Here is a 14158-nt window from a genome sequence, read left to right as displayed (position 1 = left end):
CAATCCATTACAGTGATTTGACAGTTTTATATCGGATGGATGACGGTCTCAGCGAGGAACCGCCTGCGATACTCCACCGGGCTGATGCCGATCTTCTGGCGGAAGTGATGGCGAAGCGTGTGGGCGCTTCCAAAGCCGACTGAAGTGGCAATGTCGTCAACGCTTGCCTGTCCCTGAGAAAGGAACTCCTTGGCAGCCGCGATGCGCTCCATGACGAGCCAGTCGCCGGGTGTCGCACCGGTAGATTCGACAAAGCGACGCAGGAAGGTGCGCGGGCTCATCCGGCATTCGGCGGCCATGCGCTCAATTGTCCATTCTGCAGCAAGATTGGCGCGCATCCTGTCCAGAACCGGGCTGATGGCGGTGCCTTCGCGCCTGGTGACCGGGCGCTCGAGGAATTGTGCCTGTCCGCCGGTGCGATGAGCGGGCATGACGAGCCGTCGCGCAACGGAATTCGCGGCAACGGCTCCAAAATCCTGCCGTACGATTTCGATCAGGAGGTCTATTCCAGCGGCACTTCCGGCCGAAGTGAAGATGCGATCATGTTCGCGATAGAGCGATGCATCATCGACATCAATCTCGGGGTGTTTTTTACGTAGCGCATCGGCGTAGCGCCAATGGGTGGTGGCAAGGCCGCCGTCGAGCAGTCCGGTCGCAGCCAGCACGAAGGCACCCGAGCAGATGGAGGCAAGCCGTGCTCCACGGCGATGCGCGCGACGCAGCTTTTCGGTGATCGCTCGCGGTACTGGAATGTCTGTGCCTTTCCAGCCCGGAACAACGATGATGTCAGCCTCATCAATGAGATCGGCGCTACCATCCGGAGTGATGACAAACCCGCCATGCGCACGCAACGGGCCATCCTCTATCGGACAACTGGCAAATCGATACCAGCCGGTTCCCATTTCCGGCCGGGGCAGACCAAAGATTTCGGCAACGATGCCGAATTCAAAAGTGCAAAGCCGATCATAGAGAAGGGCTACGACAAGCGGGCCTTCGAGCTCTTGTGCTGGGTTTGTCATTATCTTTACGTATATTGTCAATCACGCCAATTGCAAGTGAATTGGCAAATGGGCGAAAACCTTTTTGAAGATAAAGGAGAACGCCCATGGATAGTGTAGCCAGAACCGACAGGAAATCAGCCGTGACTGCTATATCACCGGCACCGAGCGCGTTGGCGCGCGATCATTTTGCGGCAGAATTTGCATTCGAAACGGATTGCTGGGATGTGTGTGATGCGCTGTTGAAAGGAGCGGATTTCGTGCTTCTCGATGTGCGCAGCCCAGTGCTTTTCGCTAAAGCGCATATACCGGGCGCAATCAATCTGCCGCATGGCAAAATCATCGGGTCCAGAATGGCGAAATGGCCGCAGGAAACGATTTTCGTCACCTATTGCGCGGGACCGCATTGCAATGGTGCGGCACGCGGCGCCTTGCGGCTGGCCAATCTCGACCGGCCGGTCAAGATCATGGCAGGGGGTGTGATGGGCTGGATCGATGAGGGGTTCGAACTCACCAAAGGTGAGGTGGATAATTAGAGCGCGTTTTGATCTGACTGAATCAGATCGGCGCTCTAACCATTTGTTTTGACGCGCGTCTTAACCGAAAACCGCTTCGCACTTTTCGGGATACGCCCCAGTTCAATCTATTCATTTTTTCACGCATTATCCTGCGCAAAACCGCTTCGCACTTTTGCTGGAAATGCTTTGAAACAATTCTGCCGCAAAATGGTCTCCCACTTTGCGGCAGTAAAAGAACTTGCTGATAATATCAGTTTCAGGCGTGCGCTTCCTCGACATGGTTCAGCGCCTTCTGCTGCTTGTAGGCCGCAGCTTTCACTGCGGCTTGCACCTTTTCAAAGGCACGCACTTCGATCTGGCGGACACGCTCACGGCTGATGCCGAATTCGCCGGAAAGATCCTCTAGCGTCATCGGATCTTCCGACAGACGGCGGGCCTCGAAAATGCGGCGCTCGCGGTCGTTCAGCGTATCCATCGCCTGTTCGAGCATGGAGCGGCGGTTTTCCAGTTCGTCCTGCTCGATCAGCACCTGCTCCTGGCTGCTGCTGTCGTCGACGAGCCAGTCCTGCCATTCGCCGGATTCACCTTCCGAAGCGCGCAAAGGCGCATTCAGCGAAGCGTCACCGGACAGGCGGCGGTTCATGGAAACCACTTCGTCTTCGCTGACGTTGAGCTTGGTTGCGATCTGCTTGACCTGATCCGGCCGGAGATCGCCATCGTCGAGCGCCTGAATCTTGCTCTTCATCTTGCGCAAATTGAAGAACAGACGCTTCTGATTAGCGGTCGTGCCCATCTTCACAAGGCTCCACGAACGCAGGATATATTCCTGGATCGAGGCCTTGATCCACCACATTGCATAAGTGGCAAGACGGAAACCGCGTTCAGGTTCGAAACGCTTGACAGCCTGCATGAGACCGACATTGCCTTCCGAGATCACTTCACCGATCGGCAGGCCATAGCCGCGATAACCCATGGCGATCTTGGCCACGAGGCGCAGATGGCTCGTTACCAGCCTGTGGGCGGCCTTGGGGTCGGTATGTTCGTGATAACGCTTGGCCAGCATATACTCTTCCTGTGGCTCAAGCATGGGAAAACGGCGAATTTCTTCCAGATAACGGGTAAGACCACCGTCACCGGACGTGATGCTTGGGAGATTCATCTGGGCCATAGAGCACCCTCCTTTATAATTTCAGGTTCCCGTTTGGCGAACCTGTCGCGGGGGCTGCCTCCTGCACTTCCCTCACGCGAGCCTTCATATATAGGCATGATTTTGGCGAAAACACGATCCTTTAACTCATGAAACAATCTGTCACTACAACGTGAACGTCGCCACGTGGCAAAGGTTGCAAAGCGCGCTTGAAATATATGGTCAAGAGCGGCTTTCATGCCAACCGCGCCCCGATCTTGATGATGAAACAGCCTTTTATTTACAGGCTGTCATCCGTTCAGCCAACCATGATGGTTGTCAGTATTATATAGAATGTTTCCGGAAGTTTTCCAGAAGGTGCTCCATGTCTTCCGGCACCGGCGCTTCGAAACGCATCAGCTCTTCTGTCGCTGGATGGGTGAAGGCGAGCAGCCAGGCATGCAGTGCCTGCCGGTGGAAACCGCGTACGGCCTCTTTCAATGGTTCCGGCAGTTTGTTGGCCTTGGTCTTGTAGGCGCTGCCATAGTCCATGTCGCCGACAAGTGGGTGGCCGATATGTGCCATGTGCACGCGTATCTGGTGGGTACGGCCTGTCTCGAGACGGCATTCGACGAGCGAGGCCAGTGCGGTGGCATCGTCGCGGGGCCCGAATTTTTCCACTGTCACATAATGGGTAATGGCGTGGCGAGCATCTTCCCGCTCTTCATTGACGACCGCCTGTTTGGTGCGGTCGCGATGCGAACGTCCGAGATGCGCGTCGATGAAGCCCTGCGGGCGTTCGGTCATGCCCCAGACGAGCGCGAGATAGGCGCGTTCCAGATCGCCGGTGCGGCCATGGTCGGCAAATTGTTCGCTCAAATGCCGGTGGGAACGATCATTCTTGGCCACGACCATGACGCCGCTCGTATCCTTGTCGAGACGATGAACGATGCCCGGACGACGAATTCCTCCGATGCCCGACAAGCTATCGCCACAATGATATATGAGGGCATTGACGAGTGTTCCCGTCCAGTTGCCGTTGCCTGGGTGAACGACAAGTCCTGCGGGCTTGTTGATCACGATGAGATCATCATCCTCGTAAAGAATATCGAGCGGTATGTTCTCTGCAATCGGTTCGGCTGGTTCCGGCTCAGGCAGCACGATGGCGATAGTCATGCCTTCGCGCAGCTTCTGCTTGGCTTCACGGGCGGGTGCGCTGTCGATGGTCACATGGCCTTCGGCAATAAGGGACTGAACGCGGCTGCGCGAGAGTTCCGGCCCCAATGCTGCGGCCAGCCACTGGTCGAGACGCTTGCCTGTGGCATCGGAGTCGGTTGTTAGCTCTTTCACTCGTGTGTTTCCTTTATGAGAGCTGTTCTGCCTTAACGAAATCGTCAGAACTGCTCTATCTCTTGGTTTTACCGCATTTATGCGGCGTCAAATGTTTCCATTTGGCTGCAAAATGCTCTATCACGCGCCACACGCCGTAACACGGCGAAGTTCGAACCGGAGTCGTTGAATGCAGGATCCACACTATCCGAGATACCAGAATCATCAGGATTCAGGCTATCAGGACTATCAGCAGGGCTATTACCCGGATGAACAGGCCGAGCCCCAGCTTGATCCAGCCATGGAACGTGTGCGCCGCAAAATGATCCGGCTTCTGGCCGTCTCCATCGGTGTCATGCTGATCGGTCTTATGGCGGTGCTTGTCGCCGTTGTCTACAAGATCAATCGTGCGCCGGAAACCCCGCCGGTTGAAGAAGCCCGTTCCGATATCCCAGGACAGGCCGTGTCCGCTCCGGTAAAGCCGGAACCGCCGAAGCTGATCGAATCGCAGATCAACCTGACGCCCGGCACCCGTCTTCTTTCGCAAAGCCTTTCCGGCACCGAACTTTCGCTGGAAACCCTGCTGCCGGATGGCGGTACGGAACTCATCATCTATGATTATCGCGAATCCCGTATCATCGGTCGCATCAAGCTCGGCAATGTCGAGTAGAACGGATAGAATCTGATCAGGGCGGCAATCAGGCCGCCTTGATTGTTTCTGCCTTCGAGGATTGCGCTTTTTCTTTTTGGCGATTATATCAGCGGCATGGCTTATGCGCCCATCGTCTAGCGGTTAGGACGGCGCCCTCTCACGGCGCAAACAGGGGTTCGATTCCCCTTGGGCGTACCAAAAACAAGCATGGCTTGGCTTTGGCCAGATCCACAAACTCAACTGCATTCGCACCGCCTCCACAACCCCATTCCAATATCTGGGAGCCCTGCACGTTCAAGCCGACGGAAGCGGCCGTATCCTGCACGAGCTTTCGATGCGATTGTCCAATTTGCATCCATGCGGCATCAGAGAGACCGTCGCTTCCCTTCCAGTGGGAATTCGATTTATGATTCTTCGAAGTTTGATCGGCCCAATAATCTTGAGCATCGGATGCGATCCTGTCGATCGATTGTCTGTAATTCAGTTTCGTCGCTGCATACGCAACTGAACGTCTGACATATTGCGCTATCGGGGTTACCATTTGTTGCGCCCTCTGTTGTGTCGCCAGAATAACAACAAAGTCTTACAATCCGTAGGTGAAACGGGGGTCGGGGACTACTCCATTGGTAGTGCCGTTCGGGGCGAAATACTAATTTCGGTTCATTGTTTTACACGTTTGCGGATGGGCGTTAGGGTGGGTCCGATGTGGGATCAACCAAACGCGGAGGAACGATGAGCATTTCAATCAAGACCGGATCAGCGAGCCTCATTTGCGACGGTATCGACAAAGGTGCGGTGGAATATAGCGTGGCTATTCCCGCCGATGGGGCGGACCTGACAAAGCGCGGCAAGTTCTGGGGCAACAAGGATGCGATCGGCGAGGCGATGAAAGCATCGGCAGTTGGCCTCAAGTCGCATGACGGCGACACTTATCCGGTGGCGGTCGAAGAACTGGATCGTGATGGAGCAGCGCTCTTTACTGTGCTTGCTTCAGCCGAGTGATGATCGCGCTCAATGGTCTTGGACAAAGCAGATACGCTTCGATTTGTTACCTGAGTGGGGCTGGTAATTGCCTGCTCATCTAATTGAGCATTTTCTGAGCAAGCAAAAAATATGCAGCCATCCCGTGTTTACGGGATATGAATGCCATATATGGTGGTGCTAATGTTAAAGCATGTGGAAAATTGGATCGAATATTTATCCTCAAATCCATAATGCTGTCAGGGTGAAAGGTGTTCTTGCCGAACCTTTCTCGCCGAGAGATGTGCGCCGTGTCGCTCCGGGCTGGCCTTACTCCAGATACTTCTCGTTCCTTGCCGAAAACTGCACCGACAATCAACCGGAAAGCGATGCGCTTTTCGTGCGGGTAGGCCGCGGGCAGTACCATCTCAACGACAAGGCTACTATGTCCGATGTGCCCGAATACGGGCAGTTGATGGACATGAGCCACTAATACCAAAACTTGATGACTTGGCTCATCGAGTTTTGGTTAAGCCTGTGCGGCGATTGAGCATTTTCAGGGCGTGATGCGTTAGCATCTCAGCGCCCTGGTATAAAGAGCATCCGCAACAATGGGTTGGGGAGATCGGACAGGCGTCAGTTGCGAAAATTTGCAACTGGCGATGTGTCGGTGCATAATCGCGGTATGAGAGAATCGTACAAGAAGCCCGATTATGAGCAGGAACTGCGTCAGGCAGGTGTCCGCATCACGCGCCAGCGCCGGATCATCCTGGACATACTGACCGAGACGGAAGATCATCCCGACGCACTCGAGATTTTTCGCCGGGCGGTCGAGATCGATAGCAGCATCTCGCTTTCGACGGTTTATCGCACGATGAAGCTTCTCGAAGAGCGCGGTGCCATTCACCGGCATGCCTTTGCCGGAGGGCCTTCGCGTTTCGAACAGGCAAGCGGTGCGCATCACGATCACATCATCGATATGGACTCCGGAGACGTGGTGGAATTTCGCTCTGACAAGATTGAAAAATTGCAGGAAGAAATCGCCCGTTCGCTCGGTTATGAGATCGTGCATCACCGGCTCGAACTTTATTGCAAAAAAATCGGAAACTGACGGAACCAAGTTTCATCTGTGGCGTTAAGCGCGCATGAAGGTCGTGACCCCGCCCCCACAACACGACTTTCAGAGTTCGCCTCAACCTCCCCGCACGAGGCGAGCGGCGAGAATGCCGCGCTGACGTCAAACGTTATGCCGCTGGCGTTCCGCAAATTCAGAGCAAGCCGCCGTGGTTCAGGTTCAGGCCTGACCATGGCGGCTTTTTTGTGGCTGGTGAGGGCGTTATCGATCCCGATCAGGCGTCAAACTGCTCTGTGGGAATAACGAGGGAATAGACTGCGCCGGTTCCGTCGATGCGATAATCGGCATGGCCGTTGACGGATGCAGGAACAATGCGTTGCAGCACGGCGCTGCCGAAGCGCGGATCGTGCTCGAAAACTTCCGGCATTGCGGGATTGGTTTCTTCCCAGTGGAATTCCAGCCTGTCATCGCCGCTGGCCACATGGGCAACCTTCGCTGAAATCTTCACCCGACCATAGGGTATCGAAAGACCGCCGAAAGAGGTCGCGTTGACCACCAGTTCATGCAGCGCAAGGCCGACATGCAATGCGGCACCGGGGAAAAGATAGGGATTGTCGCCCTCAATGGTCAGGCGTTCGTCATTGACGTCGATGTATTTCTCCACCTGCGAATGCACGAGGTCGCGAAACAGCGCGCCGCGCCAGTTGGAATCGGTCACCAGATCCTGCGAATAGGAAAGTGACTGGATGCGCCCGCGGAATTTCAGCAGGAAATCGTCGATGGAATCGGTGAAACGCGCCGTTTGGCTCGCGATGCTTTGCACGATGGCAAGAAGATTTTTGGACCGGTGGCTGACTTCACGCAACAGCGTCTTCAACACCTGCTCGCGTCGTTTCAGTTCGCTGATTTCAATGGCTGTGGTGACGAGCCCCAGTATATTGCCGTTCTCGTCGCGATCGCAGTCGATGTGGAATTCGATCCAGCGCAGCCTGTCGCCGTCATTGATGGCAAGCTCAACATTTTGCGCCTCGCCGGTCTCGAGTGCCGCGCGCTTGGCGCCGTCGAGTTTGTGCAGGCTTGCGGAGAAAATGAAATCGCAGTCGTTTCCACCGACTTTCCATTTTTCCTGCCAGTAGAGCGGGATATTCTCCCCCCATGAATAAACCAGATCGGGTGTCTGGTAGAGTACGCAGACATTGCTGTTTCGCACTGCCCTCAACAGCGCCCGCAGACGGGCTGCGTCGGGTTCGGTTTCCTGTAGGGTGAATTTTGTGCCAGCGGTCATATTTGCCCCGATTGTCCCGCAACCGAACTCAGAGCATTTCCAGCAAAAGTGCGAAGCGGTTTTGCGTCGGAGAATGCGACGAAACACATATCTGGATCGCCCATTGGCAAAACGGCAAAAACTCCGGAAATGCTGAGCGGAAATTTGCGTGCCATAACGTCCATTTCATCGACTGTTCGGCGGGTCTCGGTCGAGCGATCTTCTTGCGATCCTTGAACTGGCCCTAATTCTGGAACCGGTAAACCGCCGCATAATCGGATGCGGCGGCTAATTTCAATAAGCAGCAATATAGGCTGATATATCTTCAGGTCAAAAACAGCCTTTGATTTAATACCTGTTATGCCTTGCGGATCGCGGAAGCGATGAGCGAAACGACGAGCAGCGCAAGGAATACGAAGAACAGAATCTGCGCTATACCGGCTGACGCACCAGCGATGCCGCCGAAGCCGAGCGCACCTGCCACGAGTGCCACCACAAGAAATACGAGCGCATAATAAAGCATGTCTGGTCTCCTCTTTATTGTGTGAAGGAGAAACGACATCGAAGCCGTATTGGTTCCGTGGTTCCGGGAAAATTAAGGCACTCACTACTCTAAATACTCATGACAAGACGTAAGGCGGTGTGACTTCGGGACGGGGCAGCGCCAACAAGGAAACTCCCGAAAGGCAGACGCCTTTCGGGAGTTTATGATCTTTGGTTCAGGCTGCGACTTGCGAGGCTTCTTCGAAGAAGAGAGCCTGGCTGATCAGCGCTTTCACCATATCCGGATTGAACGGCTTGGTGACGAGGAAGGTGGGTTCCGGGCGTTCGCCCGTCAGCAGGCGTTCCGGGAAAGCGGTGATGAAAATGACGGGGATCGTATCGTTCTGCAAGATTTCATTCACCGCATCGATGCCAGAGCTTCCATCGGCAAGCTGGATATCGGCCAGCACCATGCGCGGCTTTTCCTGGTTATAAAGCGCCAGCGCCTCGTCCTTGGTGCGTGCGATGCCAACGACTTCATGGCCGAGGCTTTCCACCATCTGCTCGATATCCATCGCGATCAGGGGTTCGTCTTCGATAATCATGATGCGCGTTGCCACCTGACGCGAAATCTCGGTCGAAGCAGCCGACAGGATGCGGCTCAGCTCGGCATCGTCCAGTTCGAGAACTTCGGCGGCTTCCTTGTCTGAGAAACCTTCCACTGCCACCAGCAGGAACGCCTGTCGGGGTAGCGGGGCGATATGCGAAAGATTTCTTGCTGCCTGCTGTTCCCAAGCAAATTCCGATGTCGGCTCCGGCATGCGAACCGAGGCCGTCTTATAAAGATCGCAGAAAAGGCGATAGAGGCCGATCCGGTCGGAAGAGGCACGCGGAAAAATGCTCACATCGGCAATCAAGGCTTCGAGGGCAGCCGCAACATAAGCGTCGCCGGAAGCTTGAGAGCCGGTAAGAGCACGGGAGAAACGACGGAGATAGGGAAGGTGCGGCGCGATACGCGTCGATAACGTCATGGTATTGGAACTCCTCAACTGCCGCTTTCGTTCACTAAATGCACATTGGCGGACAAGGTTCTAAGGCCTCCCACCCATGCTTTGAGCGCAGCATTATGATACACATAACGGGGCGCTTTGAAAAAAGTTCCGAGATTGGGGGGTATATTAGGGAACTTTTTGGTAGCCCGTGCATTTCCCGGACAAGCAGGGGCTTAGATTAATAGGGTAGGGCAATCAGCCCGGAACGATCAAGATATGGCAGAAAAAGAAAACCTTCATATGAACGGAGCCGGGGTCAGGTCGCCTCGCCGCGTTCAGAGGGATATATTAGGACCAAATTGTGAAGTCGGATTGAAACTAAAGGCACTGTACACCTCGATACAGGATGAGACGATTCCGGATCGCTTCCTCGATCTTCTCGAAAAACTCGATCAGGCTGAACAGGAGAGTATGCGTGAACACAGCACCCGGTCCGTCGGTTGAGAGTAATGCACAGTTCAAGCGGGAGCTTCTGTCATCGCTGTCGAGCTTGCGCGCCTTTGCGGTGTCGCTCATAGGCCAGCATGACAAGGCGGATGATCTCGTTCAAGATACGATCATGAAGGCATGGGCCAAGCAGGAGTCCTTTGAAATGGGGACGAATATGAAGGCCTGGCTCTTTACCATCCTGCGCAACGAGTTCTACACGCAGATGCGCAAGCGTGGCCGTGAGGTTCAGGATACGGATGGCGTATTCAGCGAACAGCTTGCCGTGCATCCCTCGCAATATGGCTCGCTCGATCTGCAGGATTTCCGCGCAGCATTGGAGCAATTGCCTGATGATCAACGCGAAGCGATCATTCTGATCGGGGCTTCGGGTTTTGCTTATGAGGAAGCTGCGGAAATCTGTGGTTGTGCCGTTGGGACGATCAAGAGCCGTGTCAGCCGTGCCCGCGCGCGCTTGCAGGAAATTCTCAAGATCGAAGGCGAAAGCGATTACGGTCCGGACGCCGATTCATCGCGGGCAACTTTAAGAAGTTTCGCGTAAAGCGAGATCGCTTTAGCCCCTCTTTCCAATGGAAAGGGGGGCTTGTGTTGCTAAAAACTCAAACCATCGCCTGTTTTTGCCCGCAACGATTGCTTTTTATCTCCAGCCACTTGTAGGTTAGCGTCGGCTGATATTTCTTGTCAGCAAAGTGATCGTTTGTTTGTGGGTTGCGTCCTTGCCATCAGTTTTGTTGCAAAAACTGCTTCAATCGTCATCGAAGCCGGTTGCGGTTATCGTGTCGCTCGGTCTCGTGCTGTTATCGGCGATCATGACGCTGTTTCTGTCGTCCGGGATCAACCATCAGGTGGTTGATATCTCCCGCAATTATGCATTGCGTCAACAGGTCGACAAGGTTGCCCGCCTGGCCAGCAATATTGAGATGAGCCGTCGCGGGTATCTTCTGACGCTCGACGAGACTTACCTCGATCTCTATCGCAATACGATCCTGAGTGTCGACAAGACGCTCGCTGATCTTGAGGCTCTGACGGATCAGAATCCGCTGCAGGATGCGCGGGTCAAGCAGATCCGTGCGCTGGTGGAACGCGAGCAGGAGGACGTTCGTCAGACCGTCAATCTAGCCCAGTCGGGTGATGTGGCGGCAGCGGTTGAAAAAGTGCGCGGTGACGAGGGTAAGGTGCTGATGGATCAGCTTGCCAATACGGTCACGCAATTCATCGATGCGGAAGAACAGCAGCTTCTCGAGCGCAACAAGCGGATCAACCGCATGCGCTACTGGATGACGGCGACGTCGATCGTGGCGCTGGCTTCGGCTGCCATGCTGGCACTTTTGCTGTTTACCCGCGTTCAGCGCTATGCGCGTTCCATGTTCGAGGGGCAGACGGCGCTGCGTTCTGAAAAGCAATTGCTGGAACAGCGCGTGCAGGAACGCACTGCCGAGCTTGAGCAGGAACGCCGTATTGCCGAACGGGAGCGCCAGCGGGTCGAGCTTTTGCTACAGGACACCAATCATCGCATCGGCAATTCGCTCGCAACGGTTTCATCCTTGCTTGGCCTCCAGATGCGGCAGACGCGCAGCGAGGATGCTCGCGCCGCCCTTGCTGCTGCACGCGATCGCGTCCAGACTGTGTCAACGGCGCACCGGCGCCTGCGTCTGGGCGAGGATATGGAATCAGCGCGGGTCGACGATTTTCTGGGCACCGTTATCAACGATATTCGCAATGCCATCGGTCAGGATCGTAAGATCGAATTCTCGACGGATTTCGCGCCGCTTGACCTGAAGGCGCGCGATGTAACGACAATCGGCATTATTCTCGGCGAGCTTGTCACCAATGCGATCAAGCATGCATTCAAGGGCCGTCCAGAAGGGCATATCCGGATCAGCCTTAAGCCGGGCGAAGATGCTATCCCGGTGCTGGTTGTGGAAGACGATGGTGTCGGCTTTGACAAGGACCAGCAGAAATCCGGCGAAATGAACGGTCTTGGCACGCTGGTTATCGAACAGCTTTGTATGCAGTTCGGCGAAAAGCCAGTTTACTGCAAGACCGACAATGGTGCAGGAACGAAGGTGATTGTTCGCCTGTCGTCGCTGGCCGAAGAGGGCGATGCCCCTGTCGGTAAATAGCCGATCGGTCGCCGGAAAGAAAACGCCGACCAGTAGAGCATTTCCAGCAAAAGTGCGAAGCGGTTTTGCGTCGGATAATGCGTGAAAACAAATAGATAGAGCAATTCCGACGATTCCATTTAAACTGGAACCGCTCTAGCGGTCGGCGTCCGTGGACTTCTGTGAAGTGATTCAGCTCTGCGGAGGACGCTTCTTCTTATCCGAAAGCAGCGAGACGAGCGCGATACCGGCAAGCGGCAGGGCGGCAGCAAGTATAGGACGCTTGAGAATGGCAGGCACGGTTGCGATTGCTGCCGTCGCCATCATTGCCGACTTGTCCGTCTCAAGTTTCTGCTTGCGTTTTCTGGCTTCGGACGCAGCCTGAATTTTCAAAACGGCGAGAATGAGCAGCGCCACGATCAGCGACAATGCAGCGAGAATGAGCGCTGCCAGCGGGCCGCCATAGGTCTGCGCCAGCGCCAGAAAAGCGGCGACACAGAAGAAGGTGATCGCAATGATGGCGAAGATGGCGATTGCCGCGCCGAAAATGGCCGCACGTTTCGTTTGACCTGCGACGAATTTCAGTTCCTCGCCTGCCAGGGCAGACAATAAGGGCATGAGAGCTTTTAGCATGGTACGCCTCAGCGGCGCGAGAGCAGGGCCAGCAGATAGCCGACGCCGAGTGCAGTGGCGAGCGAGGCAATAGGACGTTCGCGCACCGTTGCCGTCAGTTGGGCTTCAACATCCTGCGCCTTGTTGCGCAGGTCGTCGATGACGTCTTCGCCCTGAATATAAGCGCTCTTGTAGGTTTCCTTCGCGCCGCGTTTTGCGTCGCGGACGGTCTGCGAACCGAGATTGGCAAGTGTTGCCGCAATGGCAGCGATGTCTTCCTTCAACTGCTCGACCTGAGCCTGAAGGTCTTCCGTGCTGGCATCGGTCAGCGCTTCTTCGATCTTTTCTTCGATCTTGCTCGTTTTCGCGGATGCACGCGCCATATCAGCTCTCCTGTTCATTCTCCGGTTATCGTTCGGATAACGTGTGGCTGGCTGAATGGTTGCATGCAAAGCCATTAGCGGCAACAACACCAGCCGGTTGTTGCAAGTCATGGTAAATGGTGGGGTGAATAGCGGGAAGAGGCGGAAGCATTGCCGATAATGCTTCCGCAAATATCGCGAAGTGTCACTCCGCTTCGCCGTGAAGGATCGTGCCTTCGGGGTCCTTCTTATAGGCTGCGTCCGAATAGGCGGGCTGTGCCTGCAACTGTTCCTTGGTGAACTGCGTGAAGACGTTCACCTTGTCGTCCTTGCTGGACGCGACGTCGAGATTGGCGATGGAAACGGCAACGGGTTTGGAATTGATGCCAAGGAAACCACCCACATCGACGACAAATGCCTCGGTCTGTCCGTCAGCGGACATCAGGACGTCGCCCACCGTTCCGATCTTCGTTTCATCCGCACCGAAAACCGTTGCGCCGATCAGTTTGTCAGCGCTTAGTCCTTCGGAGGGGACCGGCTTCATGCCGTCCGGCATGACCCTGTCGGCCTTCTGAGTCGTGATCGTCTTTTCGGCGGCTGGTGGCTCGGCGCGGGGCGCGCCGTCAGCTTCGAAAGCTGCGCTGCGATCGAATGCGGGTGCTTTTTCGAGCTGTTCCTTGGTAGCATCCACGATCAGCCAGCGCTTGCCGTCGTCGCGAACCACCCATGACAGATGATCGAAGCCGATTGCGACATTCTTTTCCCCGACACCGAGAAAACCGCCGACCCCGATGACGACTGCCTGCGGGCTGCCATCGGCACCGAGGATCATGTCATTGACTGTGCCGATATTGGCAGCATCGTTGGAAGGGCCGTTATAGACCGCCTGTCCGACAAAACCCGACACCAGAAGCTGGCCGGGTGACGCCACGACATATCCGTTCTCGCTGGCGGCCGGCTTTTCCGGTTTCTCGTCGGAAAAGATCGGTGAACCATCCTGAGCAAAAGCGGGCAGGGCGATCAGCGCGGCAAGAGCCGTGGAGGCGAGAAGTCTTTTCATGGAAACTCCTGTCGGTAATTAAGGCAAACCGAAGGCGAGAGGCAATCTCGCCGTCAACAGGAGAAAAAACGAGGGGAAACGGTTTCCGTTCCGCTCAAAATCTGTGTTATTCAAGCGT

Annotated in this window: 17 protein-coding genes and 1 tRNA gene; 9 read left to right on the top strand and 9 right to left on the bottom strand. The window is 55.3% G+C overall.

The window, feature by feature from the left end:
* Nucleotides 1-26: 26 nt before the first annotated feature.
* Nucleotides 27-1019 carry a transcriptional regulator FtrA gene (gene ftrA, locus FIB18_RS17415; protein WP_140021917.1) on the bottom strand — a complete coding sequence of 331 codons (993 nt, stop codon included), beginning with the start codon at nt 1017-1019 and terminating at the stop codon, nt 27-29.
* Between the two features lie 86 nt (nt 1020-1105).
* Here ftrA and FIB18_RS17410 point away from each other — a divergent pair, with 86 nt between their 5' ends.
* On the top strand, nt 1106-1534 hold the full coding sequence (locus FIB18_RS17410) for a rhodanese-like domain-containing protein (RefSeq protein WP_140021916.1): 429 nt from the start codon (nt 1106-1108) through the stop codon (nt 1532-1534).
* Between the two features lie 238 nt (nt 1535-1772).
* Here the strand turns inward: FIB18_RS17410 and rpoH are convergent, their stop codons facing one another.
* Both rpoH and FIB18_RS17395 read right to left on the bottom strand, forming a co-directional pair.
* Nucleotides 1773-2684 carry an RNA polymerase sigma factor RpoH gene (gene rpoH, locus FIB18_RS17400; protein ID WP_140021915.1) on the bottom strand — a complete coding sequence of 304 codons (912 nt, stop codon included), beginning with the start codon at nt 2682-2684 and terminating at the stop codon, nt 1773-1775.
* Nucleotides 2685-2987: 303 nt separating this feature from the next.
* A complete protein-coding gene (locus FIB18_RS17395; RefSeq protein WP_140021914.1) occupies nt 2988-3992 on the bottom strand; it encodes an RluA family pseudouridine synthase in 1005 nt (334 codons plus the stop codon).
* Between the two features lie 169 nt (nt 3993-4161).
* Here FIB18_RS17395 and FIB18_RS17390 point away from each other — a divergent pair, with 169 nt between their 5' ends.
* From FIB18_RS17390 to FIB18_RS17370, 5 genes are all read left to right on the top strand, one after another.
* Complete coding sequence (locus tag FIB18_RS17390; RefSeq protein WP_140021913.1) at nt 4162-4641, top strand: hypothetical protein; 480 nt, start codon at nt 4162-4164, stop codon at nt 4639-4641.
* 105 nt (nt 4642-4746) lie between these two features.
* Nucleotides 4747-4821: transfer RNA gene (locus FIB18_RS17385), tRNA-Glu, on the top strand.
* Between the two features lie 534 nt (nt 4822-5355).
* The gene (locus tag FIB18_RS17380; protein WP_140021912.1) at nt 5356-5625 is read left to right on the top strand and encodes a hypothetical protein; all 270 of its coding nucleotides are present in this window, start codon (nt 5356-5358) and stop codon (nt 5623-5625) included.
* A 172-nt stretch (nt 5626-5797) separates the two neighbouring features.
* Nucleotides 5798-6076, top strand: coding sequence for a hypothetical protein (locus FIB18_RS17375; protein ID WP_140021911.1), 279 nt, complete (start codon nt 5798-5800; stop codon nt 6074-6076).
* A 192-nt stretch (nt 6077-6268) separates the two neighbouring features.
* The gene (locus tag FIB18_RS17370; RefSeq protein ID WP_140021910.1) at nt 6269-6694 is read left to right on the top strand and encodes a transcriptional repressor; all 426 of its coding nucleotides are present in this window, start codon (nt 6269-6271) and stop codon (nt 6692-6694) included.
* A gap of 238 nt (nt 6695-6932) precedes the next feature.
* Here the strand turns inward: FIB18_RS17370 and FIB18_RS17365 are convergent, their stop codons facing one another.
* The 3 genes from FIB18_RS17365 to FIB18_RS17355 all read right to left on the bottom strand — a co-directional run bounded on the left by FIB18_RS17365 (nt 6933) and on the right by FIB18_RS17355 (nt 9436).
* Nucleotides 6933-7943 carry a sensor histidine kinase gene (locus FIB18_RS17365; protein WP_140021909.1) on the bottom strand — a complete coding sequence of 337 codons (1011 nt, stop codon included), beginning with the start codon at nt 7941-7943 and terminating at the stop codon, nt 6933-6935.
* Nucleotides 7944-8280: 337 nt separating this feature from the next.
* Complete coding sequence (locus FIB18_RS17360) at nt 8281-8445, bottom strand: DUF1328 domain-containing protein (RefSeq protein WP_007876538.1); 165 nt, start codon at nt 8443-8445, stop codon at nt 8281-8283.
* Between the two features lie 196 nt (nt 8446-8641).
* Nucleotides 8642-9436: a response regulator gene (locus tag FIB18_RS17355; protein ID WP_105542627.1), complete on the bottom strand. Its 795-nt coding sequence runs from the start codon at nt 9434-9436 to the stop codon at nt 8642-8644.
* 237 nt (nt 9437-9673) lie between these two features.
* Between FIB18_RS17355 and FIB18_RS17350 the strand changes: the two genes are divergently transcribed.
* The 3 genes from FIB18_RS17350 (at nt 9674) to FIB18_RS17340 (ending at nt 12027) form a co-directional block, all read left to right on the top strand.
* Nucleotides 9674-9901, top strand: coding sequence for a NepR family anti-sigma factor (locus tag FIB18_RS17350; protein ID WP_140021908.1), 228 nt, complete (start codon nt 9674-9676; stop codon nt 9899-9901).
* Nucleotides 9873-10445, top strand: coding sequence for an RNA polymerase sigma factor (locus FIB18_RS17345; RefSeq protein ID WP_140021907.1), 573 nt, complete (start codon nt 9873-9875; stop codon nt 10443-10445). The genes FIB18_RS17350 and FIB18_RS17345 overlap by 29 nt, the downstream gene beginning before the upstream one ends.
* A gap of 175 nt (nt 10446-10620) precedes the next feature.
* Complete coding sequence (locus FIB18_RS17340; RefSeq protein WP_140021906.1) at nt 10621-12027, top strand: sensor histidine kinase; 1407 nt, start codon at nt 10621-10623, stop codon at nt 12025-12027.
* Nucleotides 12028-12198: 171 nt separating this feature from the next.
* Here FIB18_RS17340 and FIB18_RS17330 read toward each other — a convergent pair whose 3' ends face one another.
* From FIB18_RS17330 to FIB18_RS17320, 3 genes are all read right to left on the bottom strand, one after another.
* The gene (locus FIB18_RS17330) at nt 12199-12639 is read right to left on the bottom strand and encodes a phage holin family protein (RefSeq protein WP_140021904.1); all 441 of its coding nucleotides are present in this window, start codon (nt 12637-12639) and stop codon (nt 12199-12201) included.
* An 8-nt stretch (nt 12640-12647) separates the two neighbouring features.
* Entirely contained in the window at nt 12648-13001 is a 354-nt protein-coding gene (locus FIB18_RS17325) for a DUF883 family protein (protein ID WP_140021903.1), read from the bottom strand.
* Between the two features lie 184 nt (nt 13002-13185).
* Nucleotides 13186-14040 carry a PRC-barrel domain-containing protein gene (locus FIB18_RS17320; protein ID WP_140021902.1) on the bottom strand — a complete coding sequence of 285 codons (855 nt, stop codon included), beginning with the start codon at nt 14038-14040 and terminating at the stop codon, nt 13186-13188.
* Nucleotides 14041-14158: the final 118 nt, after the last annotated feature.

Source organism: Brucella pecoris (assembly GCF_006376675.1).
Taxonomy (GTDB): Bacteria; Pseudomonadota; Alphaproteobacteria; order Rhizobiales; family Rhizobiaceae; genus Brucella; species Brucella pecoris.
The sequence above is the reverse complement of the archived record's forward strand: the minus strand, read 5'-3'. Positions and strand labels throughout refer to the sequence as shown.

Excerpts from the sequence above, each read along its gene's own strand:
- FIB18_RS17390 (WP_140021913.1), top strand. The coding sequence starts at position 4,162 with ATGCAGGATCCACACTATCCGAGATACCAGAATCATCAGGATTCAGGC.
- FIB18_RS17360 (WP_007876538.1), bottom strand. The coding sequence starts at position 8,445 with ATGCTTTATTATGCGCTCGTATTTCTTGTGGTGGCACTCGTGGCAGGT.
- ftrA (WP_140021917.1), bottom strand. The coding sequence starts at position 1,019 with ATGACAAACCCAGCACAAGAGCTCGAAGGCCCGCTTGTCGTAGCCCTT.
- FIB18_RS17370 (WP_140021910.1), top strand. The coding sequence starts at position 6,269 with ATGAGAGAATCGTACAAGAAGCCCGATTATGAGCAGGAACTGCGTCAG.
- FIB18_RS17320 (WP_140021902.1), bottom strand. The coding sequence starts at position 14,040 with ATGAAAAGACTTCTCGCCTCCACGGCTCTTGCCGCGCTGATCGCCCTG.
- FIB18_RS17410 (WP_140021916.1), top strand. The coding sequence starts at position 1,106 with ATGGATAGTGTAGCCAGAACCGACAGGAAATCAGCCGTGACTGCTATA.
- FIB18_RS17375 (WP_140021911.1), top strand. The coding sequence starts at position 5,798 with ATGTGGAAAATTGGATCGAATATTTATCCTCAAATCCATAATGCTGTC.
- FIB18_RS17365 (WP_140021909.1), bottom strand. The coding sequence starts at position 7,943 with ATGACCGCTGGCACAAAATTCACCCTACAGGAAACCGAACCCGACGCA.
- rpoH (WP_140021915.1), bottom strand. The coding sequence starts at position 2,684 with ATGGCCCAGATGAATCTCCCAAGCATCACGTCCGGTGACGGTGGTCTT.
- FIB18_RS17325 (WP_140021903.1), bottom strand. The coding sequence starts at position 13,001 with ATGGCGCGTGCATCCGCGAAAACGAGCAAGATCGAAGAAAAGATCGAA.
- FIB18_RS17330 (WP_140021904.1), bottom strand. The coding sequence starts at position 12,639 with ATGCTAAAAGCTCTCATGCCCTTATTGTCTGCCCTGGCAGGCGAGGAA.
- FIB18_RS17350 (WP_140021908.1), top strand. The coding sequence starts at position 9,674 with ATGGCAGAAAAAGAAAACCTTCATATGAACGGAGCCGGGGTCAGGTCG.
- FIB18_RS17380 (WP_140021912.1), top strand. The coding sequence starts at position 5,356 with ATGAGCATTTCAATCAAGACCGGATCAGCGAGCCTCATTTGCGACGGT.
- FIB18_RS17355 (WP_105542627.1), bottom strand. The coding sequence starts at position 9,436 with ATGACGTTATCGACGCGTATCGCGCCGCACCTTCCCTATCTCCGTCGT.